We start from the raw sequence: 19,685 nt of genomic DNA on the forward strand, positions 1-19,685 counted from the left end.
GGTGAGGCCTTAATGCGCTTCTAATGTTTCAACAGGCTTGGCATCCGGATTGTAATTCTTATCAAGGTGCCTTGATAGCGGCACGCCTGTAACTTTTTCCTGCAAATGCTGGAAGATCACAAACAATACCGGGATGATGAATAAACCTAATATTACCCCCGATACCATACCGCCTGCTGCACCAATACTGATGGAGTGGTTACCTTGTGCAGAGGGGCCTGTGGCAATGCTCATCGGGAATAAGCCGAACACGAACGCCAGGGATGTCATCACAATGGGACGTATCCTCAGCCTTGCTGCCTCAATAGCCGCATTAACCAGGCTTAATCCCTGCCTGCGTTTCTGCACCGCGAACTCCACAATAAGGATAGCGTTCTTCGCCAACAGACCGATGAGCATAATGAGCGCTACCTGTACGTAGATGTTGTTTTCGATACCGGTTAAGCCCAGCACCACAAACACACCCAAAATACCGGTGGGGATAGAAAGGATCACGGCCAGCGGCAGGATATAACTTTCGTACTGTGCCGATAGCAGGAAGTACACGAACACCAAACACAAAGCAAAGATGACAGCCGACTGCCCGCCCGATGATATCTCTTCGCGGGTTTGGCCCGAAAACTCGTAGGCAAAACCTTGCGGCAATTCCTCTTTTGCAGTTTCTTCAATAGCCTTTATTGCGTCGCCCGAGCTGTAGCCGGGTTTAGGAATGGCATTCACTTCGATGGAATTGAACAGGTTATAGCGCGAAGCCGTTTCTGAACCATACACGCGGGTTAGTTTAACCAGGGTATTTATAGGCACCGTTTCGCCTGCTTTGTTTTTCACAAACACACGGTCGATAGTGGTTGGGTCGGTGCGGTCGGCAACATCAGCCTGTACTACTACACGATAGTATTTACCAAAACGGTTAAAGTCCGAAGCCTGTGCGGTACCGAAGTATGCTTGCATGGTAGATAGGATATCCTTAACGTTTACCCCCAACTGGTTAGCCTTTTCGTCGTCAATCTCTAACTGTAATTGCGGGTAATCGGCTTTGTATGATGTAAAGGCGTAGGCAACTGCCGGTTTTTGCATTAGCTTGGCTATAAAGTTATTGGCTATGCCGCTAAACTTATCCAGTTTGCCGTTGGTTTTATCCTGCAGCATCACATCCAGCGCTTCCACGTTGCTAAAGCCGGGAACGGTAGGGAAACTGAATACGAAGAATGTACCACCGGGTACCGCGCCTAATTTCCCCCTCACAATGTTTTGGATCTCGTCGATGTTTTTCACATCGCCGCGTTCATCAGTAGGTTTCAGCAGCAGGAATATTACACCCGCCGACGGGCTGCTTGACTGTGTTAAAAAGTTAAAGCCGGACAGCGCCGTAACAAACCTTGCAGATGGCAGCGTTTTCAACTGATCTTCGGCTTGTTTAAATATCTTGTTGGTACCGCTCAGCGAAGTGCCGGATGGGGTTGATACCGCTATTGCCACAAAGCCCTGGTCTTCGGTAGGGATGAAGCCGGTTTTGGTCCGATTCACCAGGAAAACGGTAACCACGATAACTAAGGCCAGGCCGGCCATGCTTATCCATTTATTTTTGATAAGCAATTTTATACCGCCTATATACCGGTTGGTGATATAGTTAAAACTACCGTTAAAGCCCGCGTAAAATTTCTCGGCAAAACCTTTTTTAGGGGCTGCCTGCCCATCGGCAGTATGCTTGTTTTTTAAGAATAAGGCCGCCAGGGCGGGGCTTAACGTTAATGCGTTAACAGCCGATATAATAATGGCTATAGCCATGGTTAATGCAAACTGTTTGTAAAATATACCTGTAGAACCTGTCATGAAGCTTACAGGCAGGAACACCGCCGCCATAACCAGGGTAATAGATATAATAGCGCCGGTTATTTCGTGCATGGCTTCGGTTGTTGCCTTTTTTGGCGTAAGGGTGGGGTCGTGCTCCATTTTGGCGTGCACAGCCTCTACCACAACAATCGCATCATCCACAACAATACCGATGGCGAGCACAAGCGCGAAGAGTGTTAACAGGTTGATTGAAAATCCAAATACACTCATGAAAAAGAACGTACCGATGATAGCCACCGGAACGGCTATGGCCGGGATAAGGGTAGACCGGAAATCCTGCAGGAAGATGAATACCACGATGAACACCAGCACAAAAGCCTCTATCAGCGTATGCTCAACCTGACTGATCGATTCATCAAGGTCTGTTTTGGTGCGATAGAACTGGTTATATTTAATACCTACGGGAAAATCTTTCGATACCTTTGCCATCAGCTTATCAATTTCAATCTGGATCTGGTTAGCGTTTGATCCTGATAACTGTATGATACCGATGATAACACCATCTTTTCCGTTAAGGTTACTGTAGCTATTGTATGAGTAGGCGCCCAATTCAACACGTGCCACATCCTTTAAATGCAGTACAGAACCGTCGGCGTTAGAGCGGATAGCAATGTTCTGGTATTCTTCGGGTTTGGTAAGTTTACCTTTGTATTTTATCACATACTCAAACGCGTTATCGCTGCGTTCACCAAAGCGGCCGGGGGCTGCTTCCAGGTTTTTATCCTGTATGGCTGCCATTACCTCGGCCGGGGTAACTTTATAGGTCGCCATTTGAGCAGGATTTAACCACACGCGCATGCTGTAATCTTTGACGCCGCCAAACACACTGGCCGAACCAACGCCCGGGATACGTTTTATCTCGGGTACAATATTGATCTGTGCATAGTTAGCAATAAAAGTAGCATCGTATTTTTTGGGGTCATCAGTATAAATGGCCATCGCACCAATAAAGCTGTTTTGCTGCTTAGTGGTAGTGATACCATATTGCACAACCTCGGCGGGTAACTGGCTTGTGGCCTGCGAAACACGATTTTGCACGTTTACAGCAGCCTGGTCGGGGTCTGTACCTTGCTTAAAGTAAACGGTGATACCCAGGGTACCGTCGTTACTGGCGGTCGAGGTCATGTAGGTCATGTTCTCTACACCGTTAATTGCTTCTTCCAGAGAAGGTGTTACCGAACGCAAAATGGTTTCGGCGTTAGCGCCCGGATAAACAGCGGATACCAATACTGCCGGCGGGGCAATATTAGGGAAACGCTCTAAGGGCAGTTTGGTAAGGCCCAGTATCCCTACTATCACCAACAGTATGGAGATAACGGTTGACAGTACCGGCCTTTCTATGAATTTTTTAAACATTGTAGTAATTTTTGAGTAGAAATCAAGACATGAGAGTCAAGAGCCAAGACGAAAATATCGCCTTCGGTATGTTCTTGTGCCTTAAGTCCTGGTTCTTGATTCTTAAATCTGGTGTCTTTTTGTCGAGTTAGTTTTTTGCTACCGCAGCAGCTTTATCAACGGTTTTTTGCGGAGCGATAACGGTACCTTCCTGTAATTTGTCCATGCCGCTTAGTACAATCTGGTCGCCGGCTTTAATGCCATCTTTAACCAGGTAATTTTCGCCGCTGGTACCGATGATCGTTATTGGCTGTTTTTTTACCTTATTGCTGTCGGCAAGTGCATACACAAACACTTTATCCTGCATTTCAACAGTGGCCGACTGCGGCACGATCAGGGCGTTTGGATGCGGCAGGCTTAAACGTACCTTACCTGTATTACCCGAGCGTAATAAGCCTTGCGGATTGGCAAAACTTGCCCGTACTGTAATAGCACCTGTGGTTTTATCAAACTGCCCGTCAATTACGTCTATCTTGCCTTGTTTAGCGTACTCGCTGCCGTCGGCTAATAGTAAAGTAACCGGGGGTAGGCTTTTTAACTTGTCTTTAATGGTGTTACCCGCGTATTGATCTTTAAAGTCTACAAAATCCTTTTCGCCAAGGGCAAAGTAAACATGCACGTCGTGCACGTCAGAAAGCTGGGTTAAAGCTTCCGCATCCTGTGGCGAAACCAAACTGCCCTGTTTTTTCAGCAGGCGGCCAATGTAACCGCTAACCGGCGCTTTAATAAGCGTATAACCCAGGTTGATCTTTGCCGTAGCAACGTTGGCCTTTGCCGATTCGATATTGGCTTTGGCAACCTGCAATGTCGCCTTCGCGGTTTTTAGCTGGTAGTCTGATACTACTTTGTTGGTAACCAGCGGGGTTAACTTGTCAACCTCTATTTGGGCGTTGCCCTGGGCCGCTTCGGCGGCGTGCAGGCTTGCTAAGGCGTTGTTTAACGCGGCGCGGTACGGCTGGTCGTTTATTTTAAATATAGGCTGCCCTGCGCTTACAAAGGCGCCTTCGTCAACAAATACCTTATCCAAGCTGCCGCTAACCTGCGGGCGAACTTCGACGTTAACGGTACCCTCAACAGATGCAGGATATTCCTGGTAAGTTGTTTGGTTGCCTGATTCAACTGCCGCTACAGGTAACGCCGGTGGGGGCGGTGCCTGCTGCGCTTGCTGCTTAGGGCCGCAACTGAACAATGATATAGCGATGATGGCTGCTAAGATGATTTTCATGATGATTAATTTTGATGGTGAGTTAATGGGTGTTAATGCAGCCCTGAGGCTGTTAATATATATGGTGTCTGTCGTTTTTGTGGTGTGGTGCATTTTTATAAGTATTGTTTTATTCGATAATATAGTGTGCTAAGCTGAGAGAAATATCACTATGCTAATAGCTAAATGAAAAATTTATTAACATTGGTAGATAATTTAACACTGTTAAGCGCTTCGGCACGTACGATGATATTGTTTTCATAAGCTGTGAGTTTTATAGTTGAACAATTGTATTTAACATCGTTAAATAAATTAACAATGTTAAAACATAATTAAAAAATTAGGGAGTTATAGAACGTATAATGCCGGTTATGGCATCGCGTAACACCTGCCTGTTTATTTTATCTGAGTCGCCGCGGTCTAACAAGTTAATAGAAACCAACCCGTGCACTACCGACCAAAAAGTATAGTACTTGGTGCATATAACGTCCGATTCCATATCCTCTATCCCCATCAGTTCGCCGATGGATGCCGAAATGATGTCCCATGGCAATTCGGCCTCGGGTAGTTCGTTTACCATTTTACAGGCACAGCTGGTAGTTATCCCGAACATACCTTGGTAAAGCTCCTTATTGGCAAAGGCGAAGTTCCAGTAGGCCAGCCACATCTCTTCCAGCTGGAGAGCCGGCGAGGTATGCTTGTCCTTAGCTTCCTGCAGTTGCTTCGCCAATTTTAAATAACCCTGGCGTGTTAGTTCTAATAATATTGCCTCTTTGTTGGCAAAGTATTCGTAAATAATAGGAGCTGTATATTCAATCACATCGGCAATCTTCCGCATGCTCAGTGCCTGCCATCCTTCTTCTTTTACAATTTGCAGAGCGGCCTCCAGGATGTTAACCCGTGTTTCCTCTTTCAATCGTAATATCCTTTCCTTGCTGCCCATGGCGTTTTTTTTTACTCCTATTAGATTATTTAACAGTGTTAAGCAAATGTATAACAGATTTTAACGGACCGTTTCATCTTAATGTCATTTGCTTCGTAAACTTAGATTATTTTATGCTTTATCTTCGATGCAGTTAGTTTCTTCGTGAAACTTTACCAGCTTCAGCATCACCTCAATGGCAATTTCGTAGTTTTTATTACCCACCACCTTTTTGTACTGGTTCTCAAGTTCCATTACCTGGTTTTTCAGGTTGTAATAAAAGGCTTCGCCCTCGGTAGTAAAATAAAGCATTACTACACGTGCGTCGTCGGGGCTTTTTTCGCTCCTCACCATATTGATGGCCTCCAGCTCTTTCACCATTTTGCTGGTAGCCTGTTTGCTCACGTTCATTTTGGCAGCAAGTTCGTTATTAGAAATGCCGGTTTTACCGATACTCATAAACAAGGGCAGGTGCGCGCTGTTAAAGCCAGGCTGATCTATACGGCAAAGCTTTTTACCCATCCACTCATCCAAAAGGCGCTTAAGCAGGTATACCAGCTTTGGGGCAACCTTTTTGGTTTCTTCCGTCATTACACAAGTTTCTGCCATGATAGTTTTAAATGATAACAATTAAATGTCAACCAGGTTTACGAATATAAATTAAAAATCAAATTTCACAAAAAACCGTATGCCGTACTCTGGTGCGCCCGGGTGGTCCAAATAGGTAAAGCGCTTAACAAAGTCTACACGCAGTAACTTAAATATGTTACCTACGCCTATACTGCCTTCTACATACGGCGTATTGCCCAATGCATAGGTACCTGCCGCGCCGCCATTTAAGCTGCCCGGAAATTGTAATAATGACGAGTTATTAGCCGGATTATTCTCGCTGCGTACGCCACCCCAAAGGCTTTTAACGTCGATGATCTCGCGGAGCTTTAGCTTTTTAAGCAGCGGTATGCGGTTAAATAAAAAGCCGTTAAAGTTATGATCGATGGCTATGCTGGCGTAATGGTCGCTTACAAACTCCTGAAAGTTCATCAGGTTATAAGACTGCAGCTGGAAAGCATAGGTCTGGTTGGCGTGGTGTATATCCAGCAACGGGAACGGCACGCTGCCAAACAGGTAGCCGCCCTCGGTAGTCACATCGGTAAAGCCCAGTTGCGACATGTAAAAACGTTTGCTGATGTTACCCACCACGTTTTGGTAGTTATACTCGCCGCCAAATAAGCCTTTAACGCCCTGGGTATAGTTCAGGGTAAAAATAGGGTACTTATCAGGTATAGGCGTGCGGTAAAGCTTTCCCTGGTAAAATTTTTCGTGCGGCGCCCAGCGCAGTTGTGCCGAAAGCTCGGTAGTTTGAATAAGGTTAACGTTATTGATTACGCCATTGGGCAGTACGCTTTGGTAAAGCAATGCGCCAGCGGGTGTTTGATTCCATTTTTTGAACCCTAACGAATACGACAGGTGGTTGGTAAACTCGTGCACATAATCTAACCTGAAGATATCATTGTAAAGCCATACATCGTTTGCACCGCGCTTAAAGGATAGCAGGAAGTTGCTCTCTTGAACAAACTGCAGTTCCTGGCCCGGGATCTTGGTATCGTGCTGAAAACTTGCCCGTATGTAATTTTGCGGGAAAGAATAGATGGATTTGTTGTTAAGCGAATACGTGCTGCTTAAAAAATATTTGAATTTTTGGTCCCTGGCGCCATAAGCCCCATAGGTTTCAAAATAGTACCGCTTGCTTAACTGCGGGGTAGTGCGGCCGCCCAAACGTACCCGGAAACCTTCTACCGGGTTAAAGCTGTAAAAGGTATTGGCAGGGCCAACCTCAAATGCGCCATAGTTTTTGTAACCGGCCAAAACCAGCGTGGCGATATCCATGGTTTTTTTAAACGATGGGATGGTTTGCAGGCTATCGATGTTTTTATAGATACTTGCTGATGCTGCATCAAGCGTATCAGGGCGGGTCATTTGCCAAAAGGTATCGTCTTTATCTTCTGCATTTAGCGCGATAACCTGCGCAGGGCCTTTATAAGTATCGTCGGTACGGGCATTGTTTATTACAAAATTATTGATAGTAACTAAACGCTCGCCGTACACACCGCCACCCTTGTTCTTGTTGATGCCGAACTCAATTTTCAGGTCGCTTTGGCTCAGGTGATAGCGGCCATCGTTGTTCTTTTCAAATGATAGCGCGGCCTGCATCTGGCGCACAAAATTAAGGTTGATGTTTTTATTAACGGTTAAAAGCGCGTTTTGTACGGCGTAGTTCCCGTCCATGGTAATGTATATTTTACCTTCAAATAAAAGGTTGTTGGTGTTGCGCGGGGTAAAGCTCAGCTCGATAAGGTTTGGTTGTACATCCTTAAGGGTATCGGTAATAAAAAATTTATAGAAATCTGGCGAGCTGTTGGCAATAGGGCTAAGTAACTGGTTGCTTAATAACGACACATTGTTATCATAGATATTGATATCCTGATACATGCGGTTAAAGTACGCGGTAAGTCCCTGGTTGTCTACAAAGTTCTCATCATATTTTACCTGTTTGCTGGCCGTGATGATCTGCTTTTTAGCATACGGCGCTTTACGGAAGTAATTATCAGAGGTTTTTTCTTCCTGGTACATGGGCAGCAGGGTTTTACCGCCAATGGCTGTAGAATCCTGCTCGCGGAATAAGAACTGGTAATTTTTAAAGATCTTTTTATTACGGAACTTATCGCTCAGGTTACTTAGCGAAACATTCATACGTTCGTATTGCCGGTATTCAGCGTAATTGTAATTTTCTACCTGGTTTTGTGCTTTGTGGGCAATAACCTGGCGGATAAGCTCAACAGCGGGGTTGTTCTTATTGCTGTATTTTTTCTTTTTGCCCGATTTTACCACTACCTCGTTCAACGAGTGGTTATCTTCCGCGAGGGCAATGTTGATGGTTTGGTCCTGCCCGGGGGTGATGTTACGCACCGCGGTACGGTAACCTACAAACGATACTTTTATTTGCGATACGGTATTATCAGTAGTTGATATTGCATACCGGCCCTGGCCGTTGGTGCCCGAGCCTTGAGTGGTGCCGGCAAACGTTACCGTAACATACGACATGGGTTGTTTTGTTTTTGCATCGGTAACTACACCGCGCACCACGGTTTGGGCATGCAGGCTTGCAGTTAAGCTAAGCAGTACAAGTATCAGTAAAATGCTTGCACTATAAATGGGGGTGAGTAAACGTTTCATTATAAGCTTATGGATTAGATAGAGGTTGGGTTAATATGGTGTTGTTTCGCGGCGGGTTTAACCACCAGTTTACGCAGCGCCTTTGCGGTTGATGTTGCATAGCTGCGTACGGTTAGGGTTAAAAACTCCATGTTGATATCAGCGCCTAAAAAATTTTGCTTAAACCCTTCGCCCAAAACATTGATGATGTATTCCCCGGCAGACATGACGTGCTTCTGATTTGCATGCGCTGTTGACGAAGAAATGGGGTTTTGCGAAACAGCGGTATGGTCAGTATTTCTTTTGAAAAGAGAGCTGATGTTTGGCTGAGGTATAGTTAACGTTTTCATTGTGCGTGATAATAACAGCACAAATGTAAACCAAGTTGACTAATATCGTCAACTAAATTTACTATTTAACTTTTTGATGACAAAAGTCAGGTGAGGGTTGATGGGTATAAAAACATAATAGATTTACACATGTATTTATAGCTAAATGGTATGTAAAATAATATAGTGTATATTTTACACACAAGTGTGCATTTATTTGGCTAGATACGGATTTGACAAATGTCAGATCCGGAAGTTTAGTGATATATATGGATACCATCCTTCGTCAGAATGTCCTGCTAAAACCTGTAATATGGTGAGCCCGGCAGGTGAAAAGTACAACCCGCCGCCAATACCGTGGTGCCATTTGTCAGACTTATCTTCGTCGGCCCAAACACGGCCGGTATCATAAAAGCCGCTCAATCCCAATTGCCCGGGTATAATATAACTCGCTATGTTGAAAAGCTTAACCCGGCCTTGCAGGTTATTATATATCATGTGCTTGCCCGCAAATCGATATTGCAGGTAGCCAAGCAAATTTCCTTGCCCGCCTAAAAACATCGATTGGTAAAAGGCCGGCTTACCTAAGCTTATGCCGCCGCCAATACGGTCTGATAATACCACCGCGCCGTTATCTGTAAGTTTCTGGTAAAAGGAAAACTCGGGCCGCAACTGTATAAAGCTTTCGGAATAATTGTTTAGCCCTTTGTAACCCTGCAAATCAATATTAATGTAATAGCCGCCGGTAGGTAAAACGCCGCCAATGCGGTTGTTGCTGTTAAAGTTAACCGCAAAACCCAGGTGCGCTTTGTCTTTATTAGCGGTAAGGCTATCGTACGATCCGATAAGCGAACTGTTGCTGATAAGCCGGTCCGCGTTATCGCTTATGTCCATACGATAATACTGGAACGAAGGACCAACGCTAATGGTGCTATTGGTATCGGTATGCCAGCGCAGTGCAGGGTCAACCTGGTAGGTATCAAACCGGGTGCGGTAAAACCTGCGGTAATTTGGCTGTTGCTTGTTTAACGTTGTATTGTTGCCCACGCCAAAAAAGTTTACTGTGTTATCAGGCGCCTGTGCATTAACCTGCAGCGTAAAGTCTGCCTTGCCAATAGCTTCTATCCATTCCCCTTTGTAATTAATGCGAAAGGCGTCGGTAGCAAAAGCGTGTGTAAGCATAAGCTGCTGCGAACTGGTGTACGGAAGTTTACGGAAACCATCGTTTTTGGTGTATTTAAAACCCAGCCCAAGCAAAAAGCCGTCGTCGGAGTTTAAAGCGGCTGTAGCCAGCGGCATCCATATATTATAAGGGTTGGTACGCACAAAATGGGTGTTACTGGTGTCCGAGCTTAAGTGCTTGCTTAGCCTATCGGTCATGCCTTCAAACTTTGCGGTTTTGGTATCGTACAGACGTATTTTATTTATCGACCGCGTTACGGTGTAAACTTTATCGCCGCCGCTGCCTATAAGGCGTAAATCTATAGGCGAAGTACTGTTGTTGACGGTTATATGGTCATCGCCGGCGGATGTATAAAGCCTTATTTCTTTGGTGTATTCCGAATTGTAAACCACCGACATGATAGTGTCCTTTACTTCGCCATCCTTATTTATCTTATTAACCTGTATCCACAGGCTTTTATCGGGCATGCCGGTTATTACTACTTTTTCGTTCTTATCGCTCAGGCGTATATCGGCAATGCGGTAAATAAACCGATAGTACTTATCCATGGTTGCCGGTATGGCGGCCCGGCGGGCCTTTAGTTTAGCCAGCAAAACATCGTGACCCATTTTATAGGTATCACCGGGCAGGCGGCGTAAACCTTCTTCCAGTACGGCATCGGTTTCCGCGGCTACAAATTCGTTAGCAATACGCATCCAGTTAGCGTGGCTCATCTGCGCGTTGGGATAGGGGTTTATAAAACGGGTTTTAAAAACACCGTATTTATAGTTCGGCTCTTCAGTAAAATCGCCTAAAGCAGGGTTTATATATGGCAAAGCTGCGATATCCGGGAACAAGCCCTGTTCCAGGTGAAACACCTGGTCGCGGTCGCGCGGGACGCCTACATAAGCGCTACCCTTGCCTTTTTTTGTTTCGGCCCAGCGCCACTGATCCTCGTGGCGGTCCCAATCGCCCAATAACAAGTCGAGCATGCGGGCGCGCAGGAATGCTTCGCCATCAAAAATGTTATCATTGTCCTTCACCAGGTTCTCTAACATTTTGATAGAATTATCCGATTCGCCTATCGGTTCGCGTTCTTCCAGCAGGCATACCAGGTTGGCGAACGTTTTTCTGTATTCGCCAAGGGTAGGGTCGTCGGCTACGATCCCGATAACCGGGTTGGCATGCGGTACGCCCGCTGCGGCAGCTAAGGGCGGTACAACCAGCGCCGAGAACGGGTGCTGGCCACTCAAGGCATCGTCCAGCCAGTCTACCGCGAAGGTTTGGCGCAAAGCCGGCGGCAAAAGCTTGTCTGGTGTTTTTTCAACGCTTCGCAGTACCCACTCTTTGCCGCTCTTATCTTTTAACCGTAACGATTTAGACTGCATACCCCCGCCTGCTTTTTCGGGGGTAAGGCCGCCGTAGATCTCAGAAATGCGTATCACCGGCAATTTTACCGGTGTAGCCCATTCTTTACGGTAATTTTTGCCAAAAAACCAGCGGTGGATGCCACTTACCTTATCATATTTGGAATGCACGCTAACCACCATGCTATCGCGAAAAACAGCCTTAGGGGCCGCAACCTGTGCGTTCGAACTTAGTACCGCCACCGGAAATATTATGATTATGATAAGTAGTTTTTTAAGCATCTTCTTGAAATTCTAAATCCTAAACCCTAAATGTCAAAAAAGCGTTCAGTTCCCTCTCTTAGGGAGGGGTGCGGCTGGCATGTGTGCAAAGGCAGGGAGGGGTCAGTCCGCTTTAATAAACCCCTCCCTGCACCTTCCCAACGGGAGGAAATCGCACAATCACTTTTTCTTTCAGCATTTACCTTTCGCCTTTTTTGTATTTAAACAGCAACACATTGCCATTTGTAATTTTATCTCCCTCGTTCGAAATATAAAGGTTGCCCTGTTTATCAAAGGCCATGCCTTCGGGTTGTAAAAATGTTTTGCCGCTTAGCGGATAGGCTTGCAGGGCGTTCCATTGGCTATCGAGCACTACCAGTAATTTATTTACCGACGATAGCACATACCACTGTTTGGTTACGGGGCTTTTCGCTAACGCTGATGGGTGGAATTTCAATTTCATTTTACCTATCAGCGCGGCAATTTTTTGCACATCAATGGTGAAAATGCCGCTTTGGGTTATGTTGCCGTCGGCAGCTAAATTTAATATATAACCGTTGCATTCTTTATTATGATCCGCACCCGCGCATTGTTTACAAAGCGCATATAACTTGTCCCCATCCGCGTGTAAACCTTCGTATTCGCCCTTAGGCAGTAGCTTTTTAAATTCCTTTACGCTTTTTACCTCTCCGGCTTTTACTTCCGATAGCGGAAAACTGAACAGGCTGCCGTCGCTGCGCAATAGCACCGCCTGGTTATTCAATATGGCTACATCCTCATAATCGCCGGCTTTGCCGAATTTTACCTGGTTAACTTTATCATCGCCGGGGCGGAAGTAAAATATCCTGCCGTCCTCGTCCTGCTCGGCGTACAGGGTACTGTTGTCGCCATTGTCAAAAGCAATGCCCGATATTTCCAGCAAGTCTGCAGGCATGGTGTATTTAACAGGGCTGGAAAGATCATAACCGGCGGGGCTTGTGCCACCTGCAGCGGTTTTGCTATGCAAGTTATTATCAGCCGTATTTTTTTTACCACCCTGGCTGCACGAAGTACCCGCAATGCCGATACACAATAAAGTAATGATGATAGCTGTTTTCATATTGCGGTATTATGGGTTAGGTATTGATAAATAGCCCGTTGCGATTGCACAAGGGGGCGCTTTGTTTGGGGCTTTACCTGATCCAGATGCGCATCTATCTCTACCGCCTGTACATTGTCATTTAACTGAAGATCAACCAGGTTGATAATTTGCTGTTTTATAGCTTCGTCGTAAACAGGGAAGCAAACTTCGATGCGGTGGTATATATTGCGGTTCATCCAATCGGCCGAGCCCATAAAAACCTCTGGTTTGCCGTTATTGTTAAAAATGAATACCCGGCCGTGCTCCAGGTAGCGGTCCACAATACGCTTAATGGTGATGTTGCTGCTCATGCCTTCTACGCCCGGTACCAGGCAGCAAATGCCGCGGATGATTAGCTGTATGTTAACTCCGGCCTCTGATGCTTCATAAAGTTTGTTGATCATCACCTTCTCTTCCAGGTTATTCATTTTGATCGTAATATTAGCAGGCAGTCCTTGTTTTGCAAAGGCGATTTCGCGGTCTATCAAGGCAATAAAACCGTTTTGCAGGTTAAAACCGGCCACCAGTAAGTGGTTGAATTTGATCTGGTTATCCGCCGACGGTTTTTCGCGCCTGGCCAGGAAAATGAACAGCAATTCCACCTCGCGAAGTATATCCGGGTTGGTGGTCAGCAATATATGATCGGTATAGAAACGGGCGGTGCCTTCATTAAAGTTGCCGGTAGCCAACAAGCCGGAGTAGCTTATGCGGTCGCCTTTGCGGGTTTTAACAAGGGCGATTTTAGCATGCACCTTTAAGGCGGTAACGCTATAAATGATCTGCACGCCGGCATTCTTCATTTTTTTGGCCCATTTAAGGTTATTGGCTTCATCAAACCGGGCCTTTAACTCAACAACCACCCTTACCCGTTTGCCTTTTTTGGCCGCGCTGATAAGGGCGTTCACAATTTTTGAATCGCTGGCCACGCGGTAAAGCGTAATGTTAATCTCCTCTACATCAGGGTTAATGGCTGCCTCGTTAAAAAAACGCAGTATAGTGTTGTAGGATTGATAGGGCGTATTTACCAGCAAGTCTCCATTGGCTATTGCCGATACCAGGGGATCATTATTAGGTATTGCTAAGCTAATGGGCGGCCATTTATCATATAGCAGGGCAGGGGAGTTTATGGGTATGCTGTACAGGTCTTTGAGGTTATGATATCGCCCGCCTTCAACCGTGCTTGCATTTTGCAGCCCCAACTGCTGCGTTACCTGCTGCAATATGCGCAGGGGCATATCTGCCTGGTAAAGCAACCGGGTGGCCAGGCCGTTATCCCTTTTTTGCAATTGTTTTTCTATCTGTTCAGACAGTTCTCCCGGATATTCATCCTTCAGGTCAAGTTCGGCATCGCGGGTTATTTTGATGCTGAAACACCCGAAAATTCTTGAATTTTTTAAAGTTTTTTCCAGGTTAAACCGAATAACGTCATCCAAAAAAACGATGAATTGTTCACTACCCCGGCGGGTAGTAAAGAACCTTGGCAGCTCATCCGAGGGGATGTTCAGCACTACCAGTTTTTCAGCATCATCCGCATCGCGCAGCTGAATAATAAAATACAGTTTATTGTTTTCGGGGAAGAAGGAGGTATCCTCATCTAAAACCACCGGCTGCAAAAATGCCAGCACCTGCGACAGGAAATAATCCGACAGGTCATTCTTCAAATCCTCGGGTAAATCCGTGTTGTATAGCAGCGTAATATTGTCGGCTTTTAGTTCGGGTATAATTTGGGTGGTTAACAATTTGCCGTAACGCACCTGCTGCTGCAGTATCATGTTGCCAACCTGCTGCAAAATATTTTCCTGCTCGCCGGCATCTATCGTATTGCTGTTGCGGCCAATGTTTTTAAGGGCGCGTAGCACCGGGAACCGCACCCTGTAAAATTCATCGAGGTTGGAAGAATAGATAGCCAGGAACCTGATACGCTCTACCAGCGGAACTGCAGGCGATGCGGCCTCTTCCAGTACGCGGCGGTTAAAGGTAAGCCAGCTGATATCCCTGTTAAAGTATTTGGCGTTTACCATACTTAGTGATGCCCTTTACTGTTATACACGGTTGATGCGATGATGAACGCGATAACCGCGGCAATAAGCCCGAACATGAAAATGTTATAAGCCACGCGCAGTAAACGGTATTTTTTACCCAATACTACTCCTTGCGCGTACACATCTTTGATCAGGCTGCCGTATAAAAAATCTTTGTCGTCCATCATTTTTACCATGCCATAGGTATAATCTTCCAACGGCATTTTATAAAAATTTCCAAAAAACAGCAGGTTTACGCGCTTTTCGTCAACATCTGCGCGTTGAAAAATACCCGGGGGGATAGACGGCCGTGTAGCCAGTATTGAGAACGTCATGGCCAGCAGGCTAATGGATAATAATATAAACGTTGGGATGATAAGGTATTCATATTCGGTAAGTTTGCGCAGCAGCAAACTGATAATAGCCGATAGGATAATGGAGTTGACCGTAATCATGATGTGCGCTTTGTTATCGGCCATATCGCTCAAACGCTGGTGGTTGCCACTGCTTATTCTGAACATGGTCTCGATACCTTTATCCGGCCGGTCCGCTTTTTTTTTCTTTTCCTCATCAGCAGCAATGGTTGGCGTTGAAGTTGCTTCTTGCATCGTTTCGGCAGGCTTTTGGGCTTCTTTTTGTTCGGCGGCTGCTATTTTACTTTTCAACGCCTGTATATTAGCTTGTTTGCCGCTGCTAAGCAATACCTGGCAGTAATCGGTATGATACCGGTGATCCTCTAAAAACTTAAGGCTTTTACGGCGCCACTCTGTTTTACTTATATCTTTATGGTACAAGGCCCTTATTTCCTTTAAAAGGCGCTTATCGGTGTTAAAAAAATCATCTGTACCTAAATGGAAAAGATCAGCATCACAAACAATTTTATCTAACAACGTAACGGGGTTTTGCGGCATTTGCGTAGCCAGTATGCAGGTTTTTATCTGTTCAATATCCGCCTCATCGGCATCGTGTTTGCGCAAAAAATTTTCGGCAAGCACTGCGCTCTGGGCCTCGTGATGCGCAATATCTACCATGTACCCCAGGTCGTGAAACCAGGCTGCGGCCTGCACAATAAAAAAGTCGCGGTCGGTTAGCTGGTAGTGGTTGCCAATTTGCGCGGCTGCAGCCACCATGCCTTCGGTGTGGGCCTTATCGTGGTATACCAGTTTGGCATCAGCGTGGGTTTTGTGGTACGCCAATGCGTATTCCCTTATCTGGCGCAGTAGTTCGGGGTATTTCATGATGTGTGTTTAGATGAGCGGAAAACAGCCGCTGGCTTTTATTACCAGTTACTGACCTTTACAACCGTAAATATTATTTACTTTGGTATAAAAGTAAAATTAAATATTTACCAGCGTATTCATGAAACTCGGCTTTAATAAATACTTTGTGGCTTTTTTTGCTGCAATACAGCTTTTTACGGCTGTGCCGTTTGCTGTAAAGGTGTCGGCCCAATCGCAAATTCAACAGTTTGATGACAGAGTGATGATAAGCCTTGCCGCGCACCGCACGCCCGAACAAACGGGCGTAATGCTGTTTTTATCCAATACGTCCAAATATGTTAACGTAGGTGTGCCCGTTGCCTTGCTGGCAGGCGGTATCATCAGCAACGATAAGCAAATGCGCCAAAATTCGGCTTATGTGGCAAGCAGCACCGCCATATCAGTGGGAGTAATGTTATTGTTAAAGCACTTGATAAAGCGGCCACGGCCGTTTGTGCAAAACATAAATATTGTACCGGTTTATATGGCCGGCGGTACGTCGTTCCCTTCGGGGCATACTTCTACCGCTTTTTCTACGGCAATGTCTTTATCAAACGCATACCCTAAATGGTATGTTATCGCGCCATCATTTTTGTGGGCCGGTTCGGTTGGTTACTCGCGCATGTATTTGGGGGTGCATTATCCTACCGACGTTGCCGCCGGTGCAGCGCTGGGTACAGGCACAGCATTACTGTTACAGCCGGTAAAACGCTGGTAGGTTTAAAAAAAGTAATTGCGGCACTTTCTTGCCAAAGTCATAAATAATGCAGTATGCACCAACAATTAATATAATAATTAAATTTGAAGCCTTACTCAATTCCTCCCTTTTGACGAGGAAGCAGGTGAGGCCATTACACAATGAATCTTAAACCCTTTGCCGATAGTCCGTTCCAGATACGCATCTCGTTTCATTTACTGATAGCGAAACTGGAAGAGCAAGCCGCTTTAAACAACGGTATGCGGTCGGCCATGGCGCGGGAAATACTGCATGAAATAGAACCCTATCCCGAGTTGAGGGAAGGGATCACCGATACCGACCAGCTGGTTAAGCATGCTGCTCTCATTAAACGCCTAACCGCCGATATTTTCCCTGAGGCACTTACGCTTAACGAGATAAAGGCCATTACGGTACCTTTTCAGGATGTGCTTTTTAACCAAACACAACGGCTGCAAAACATACTTGCTGCGGCGGGTTCGGCATTTGATATTAACATACGCGATTTTACCGAACACCAGGTATACGTTAGTACCTGCTGCATTATATTGAATGAGTTTTACGGTACCAGTTTCAATTTTTCCAGGCCGTGGTTTTATGATATCCCGGATGCGCGGGGGATAATGAAACATTACCGCATTTTATATAACGCAGATTTTATGGACCTGATGCCCGCACCGGGGGCACCTGAAATTACCGCCGCAGATATAGAGCTGCTGCGCGATAATTACCACGACCTTGATCTTTGGAAAAAATACTTCCCCAAGAACAGCTGGATATTAAAAGGCTTTGCCATCGTGAGCCTTTTTGATGCTACGGTAGAGAATGCGGTATCGGCGCTAAAGGGAACGCTGCTGGGTGCAACTTATAGTAATAATTTAAAGGATAATATCCTTGATGTATTCCGGTCGATATACAAAATACCCGATATGGATATCGGGTTTACGTCTTTCAACGATGCTGAAAACACCTTCAGTATTGCCACGTTTAACCCCAACCTTAAAAGTTACCTGCTGCCTGATAATGTAGAAGAGGAGTGCTTCGACGCCTTTTGCGTAAACTCGCTGGTTAAGGTGGTGGAAGAAAAAGCTTACTTCGCGGTATCAGATGTTTCCGCGTTTTTGCTGGAGAGCCCCGGCAATATGATGGCGCAGCGCTTTCTGGCGCAGGGTATTAATAGTTTGATATTGGCCCCCGTGGTAAAGAACGGACACTTACTGGGTATAATTGAACTGGTATCATGCCGCGTTGGTGAGTTAAACAGTATTAACGCCAACCAACTGGAAATAGTAATGCCTTACATTACCGACACTATAGACAGGCAGTACAGTTATATGCAAAACCAGATACAGGCGCTTATACAAAACGAGTATACTACCATACACCCAAGCGTTTACTGGAAGTTTAAAAAAGAAGCGGTAAAATTTATTAAATACCGCGGGCTTAAAAAAGATTATGCTTTAAAGGAAGTGACCTTTCAGGATGTGTACCCGCTGTACGGGCAAATTGATATCAAAGGCTCGTCAGAAACCCGTAATTATAGCGTACAGCTTGATCTTAAAGACCAGTTAACGGCGCTTATACCGCTTGTTGAGCAGTTGCGCGCTACAAGTAACGATGCCGGCCTGGAACAAAATATAAGAAATTTGCAGGAACTGGTGATGGATGTTCAAACCTCGCTGCGTGCCGATACTGAGCAGTTTATTCAAAACTACCTGGAAATGCAGCTACACCCGATTTTGAGGGACGCCGGGACTGATAACGCCGCGATAGCCATGTACTTTGAACGGGCGGACAAGAACGGCGATTTTCATCAGCACCGTCGTAAATACGAAACAACCGTTGCACTCATCAACGAAAAGATGGCGCTGCTGCTGGATAGGGCCCAGGCAGAGGCGCAGGCCGTATTCCCGCATTATTACGAGCGTTTTAAAACCGATGGTATTGAGCATAACCTGTATATAGGCGCTGCAATTGCCCCGTCTAAAAAATTTGATATCAGTTATTTATACAATCTGCGTTTATGGCAGCTACAGGTACTGTGCGAGATGGAACTTGAACACCATTTTCTGAAAAGCAGCCTGCCATACCCGCTTGATGTTACCTCGCTGATCCTGGCGTTTAGCCTTCCAATGTCTATCCGCTTTAGGATGGATGAGAAACGCTTTGATGTGGACGGCACCTACAACGCACGGTTCGAGATCGTAAAAAAACGCATTGATAAAGCCTTTATAAAAGGAACAACCGACCGGCTTACCGCCGTAGGGAAGATCACGATCGTTTACTCGAACCATGAGGAAGAGGCCGAGTACCGCAACTATATCCGCTTTTTGCAGGCCAAGCACCTGTTTGACGAAGAAGTAGAAATGCTAAGTATAGAGGACCTGCAGGGTGTATCCGGACTTAAAGCCATGCGCGTTAAAATATTGTACAATAACAGCTTACCCCTTCGTAAATTTTACAGCTATGCCGAAATGCAGCAGGCTGCCAAAAACACGGTTTTTTAATTACTTTTGCGGTGATGAAACTACTTTGCATCCTGTTCGCGTTTGTTGTTGTGTATCTGGCAGTAAAGCCTTGCTGCACAGATAGCGATTGCGATGCTATTGCAAAAACAGAACAGGCAGCTAAAAGCAAAGCTAAAAGCTGTGCGGGGTGTTCGCCGTTTTTTAGTTGCGGCACTTGCGCAGGCTTTACCGTTACAAAGCCGGTTTCAGCAACGCTCCTGTTTTTTGCAGCCAGGGCAGCGCAGGTTTATACGCCTTATCAGCAGCCGGAGGTAAAAGAGATATCGTCATCTATCTGGCAGCCGCCTAAATTAGGATAATACGCTACAAGTCCCCCCGTATGGGGTCATTCACAG

13 protein-coding genes are annotated in these 19,685 nt (G+C 45.7%); 3 read left to right on the top strand and 10 right to left on the bottom strand.

Annotated elements, in window-relative coordinates:
• Positions 1-9: 9 nt before the first annotated feature.
• From GWR56_RS14215 to GWR56_RS14260, 10 genes are all read right to left on the bottom strand, one after another.
• Complete coding sequence (locus tag GWR56_RS14215) at positions 10-3,210, bottom strand: efflux RND transporter permease subunit (protein ID WP_162431892.1); 3,201 nt, start codon at positions 3,208-3,210, stop codon at positions 10-12.
• Between the two features lie 127 nt (positions 3,211-3,337).
• Positions 3,338-4,474, bottom strand: a complete 1,137-nt coding sequence (locus tag GWR56_RS14220; protein WP_162431893.1) for an efflux RND transporter periplasmic adaptor subunit — start codon at positions 4,472-4,474, stop codon at positions 3,338-3,340.
• A 319-nt stretch (positions 4,475-4,793) separates the two neighbouring features.
• The gene (locus GWR56_RS14225; RefSeq protein ID WP_162431894.1) at positions 4,794-5,396 is read right to left on the bottom strand and encodes a TetR/AcrR family transcriptional regulator; all 603 of its coding nucleotides are present in this window, start codon (positions 5,394-5,396) and stop codon (positions 4,794-4,796) included.
• A 111-nt stretch (positions 5,397-5,507) separates the two neighbouring features.
• Positions 5,508-5,984, bottom strand: a complete 477-nt coding sequence (locus tag GWR56_RS14230; RefSeq protein WP_162431895.1) for a MarR family winged helix-turn-helix transcriptional regulator — start codon at positions 5,982-5,984, stop codon at positions 5,508-5,510.
• 51 nt (positions 5,985-6,035) lie between these two features.
• Positions 6,036-8,609, bottom strand: coding sequence for a DUF5686 and carboxypeptidase-like regulatory domain-containing protein (locus tag GWR56_RS14235; protein WP_162431896.1), 2,574 nt, complete (start codon positions 8,607-8,609; stop codon positions 6,036-6,038).
• Positions 8,610-8,623: 14 nt separating this feature from the next.
• Positions 8,624-8,938, bottom strand: a complete 315-nt coding sequence (locus GWR56_RS14240; protein WP_162431897.1) for a hypothetical protein — start codon at positions 8,936-8,938, stop codon at positions 8,624-8,626.
• Between the two features lie 222 nt (positions 8,939-9,160).
• The gene (locus GWR56_RS14245; protein WP_162431898.1) at positions 9,161-11,728 is read right to left on the bottom strand and encodes a BamA/TamA family outer membrane protein; all 2,568 of its coding nucleotides are present in this window, start codon (positions 11,726-11,728) and stop codon (positions 9,161-9,163) included.
• A 178-nt stretch (positions 11,729-11,906) separates the two neighbouring features.
• The gene (locus GWR56_RS14250; RefSeq protein WP_238395241.1) at positions 11,907-12,806 is read right to left on the bottom strand and encodes an SdiA-regulated domain-containing protein; all 900 of its coding nucleotides are present in this window, start codon (positions 12,804-12,806) and stop codon (positions 11,907-11,909) included.
• The gene (gene ppk1, locus GWR56_RS14255) at positions 12,803-14,848 is read right to left on the bottom strand and encodes a polyphosphate kinase 1 (RefSeq protein WP_162431899.1); all 2,046 of its coding nucleotides are present in this window, start codon (positions 14,846-14,848) and stop codon (positions 12,803-12,805) included. The genes GWR56_RS14250 and ppk1 overlap by 4 nt, the downstream gene beginning before the upstream one ends.
• A 2-nt stretch (positions 14,849-14,850) precedes the next feature.
• Complete coding sequence (locus GWR56_RS14260) at positions 14,851-16,086, bottom strand: Pycsar system effector family protein (protein WP_162431900.1); 1,236 nt, start codon at positions 16,084-16,086, stop codon at positions 14,851-14,853.
• 121 nt (positions 16,087-16,207) lie between these two features.
• On the opposite strand from GWR56_RS14260, the gene GWR56_RS14265 reads away from it, so the two are divergent.
• The 3 genes from GWR56_RS14265 (at position 16,208) to GWR56_RS14275 (ending at position 19,649) form a co-directional block, all read left to right on the top strand.
• Positions 16,208-16,825, top strand: a complete 618-nt coding sequence (locus GWR56_RS14265; RefSeq protein ID WP_304608922.1) for a phosphatase PAP2 family protein — start codon at positions 16,208-16,210, stop codon at positions 16,823-16,825.
• A gap of 140 nt (positions 16,826-16,965) precedes the next feature.
• Positions 16,966-19,329: a GAF domain-containing protein gene (locus GWR56_RS14270; protein ID WP_162431901.1), complete on the top strand. Its 2,364-nt coding sequence runs from the start codon at positions 16,966-16,968 to the stop codon at positions 19,327-19,329.
• Positions 19,330-19,343: 14 nt separating this feature from the next.
• Entirely contained in the window at positions 19,344-19,649 is a 306-nt protein-coding gene (locus GWR56_RS14275) for a hypothetical protein (RefSeq protein ID WP_162431902.1), read from the top strand.
• Positions 19,650-19,685 lie beyond the last annotated feature (36 nt).

The organism is Mucilaginibacter sp. 14171R-50, assembly GCF_010093045.1.
Classification (GTDB): Bacteria; Bacteroidota; Bacteroidia; order Sphingobacteriales; family Sphingobacteriaceae; genus Mucilaginibacter.

Excerpts from the sequence above, each read along its gene's own strand:
- GWR56_RS14240 (WP_162431897.1), bottom strand. The coding sequence starts at position 8,938 with ATGAAAACGTTAACTATACCTCAGCCAAACATCAGCTCTCTTTTCAAA.
- GWR56_RS14230 (WP_162431895.1), bottom strand. The coding sequence starts at position 5,984 with ATGGCAGAAACTTGTGTAATGACGGAAGAAACCAAAAAGGTTGCCCCA.
- GWR56_RS14215 (WP_162431892.1), bottom strand. The coding sequence starts at position 3,210 with ATGTTTAAAAAATTCATAGAAAGGCCGGTACTGTCAACCGTTATCTCC.
- GWR56_RS14270 (WP_162431901.1), top strand. The coding sequence starts at position 16,966 with ATGAATCTTAAACCCTTTGCCGATAGTCCGTTCCAGATACGCATCTCG.
- GWR56_RS14220 (WP_162431893.1), bottom strand. The coding sequence starts at position 4,474 with ATGAAAATCATCTTAGCAGCCATCATCGCTATATCATTGTTCAGTTGC.
- GWR56_RS14250 (WP_238395241.1), bottom strand. The coding sequence starts at position 12,806 with ATGAAAACAGCTATCATCATTACTTTATTGTGTATCGGCATTGCGGGT.
- GWR56_RS14265 (WP_304608922.1), top strand. The coding sequence starts at position 16,208 with ATGAAACTCGGCTTTAATAAATACTTTGTGGCTTTTTTTGCTGCAATA.
- GWR56_RS14260 (WP_162431900.1), bottom strand. The coding sequence starts at position 16,086 with ATGAAATACCCCGAACTACTGCGCCAGATAAGGGAATACGCATTGGCG.
- GWR56_RS14225 (WP_162431894.1), bottom strand. The coding sequence starts at position 5,396 with ATGGGCAGCAAGGAAAGGATATTACGATTGAAAGAGGAAACACGGGTT.
- GWR56_RS14275 (WP_162431902.1), top strand. The coding sequence starts at position 19,344 with ATGAAACTACTTTGCATCCTGTTCGCGTTTGTTGTTGTGTATCTGGCA.
- GWR56_RS14235 (WP_162431896.1), bottom strand. The coding sequence starts at position 8,609 with ATGAAACGTTTACTCACCCCCATTTATAGTGCAAGCATTTTACTGATA.
- GWR56_RS14245 (WP_162431898.1), bottom strand. The coding sequence starts at position 11,728 with ATGCTTAAAAAACTACTTATCATAATCATAATATTTCCGGTGGCGGTA.
- ppk1 (WP_162431899.1), bottom strand. The coding sequence starts at position 14,848 with ATGGTAAACGCCAAATACTTTAACAGGGATATCAGCTGGCTTACCTTT.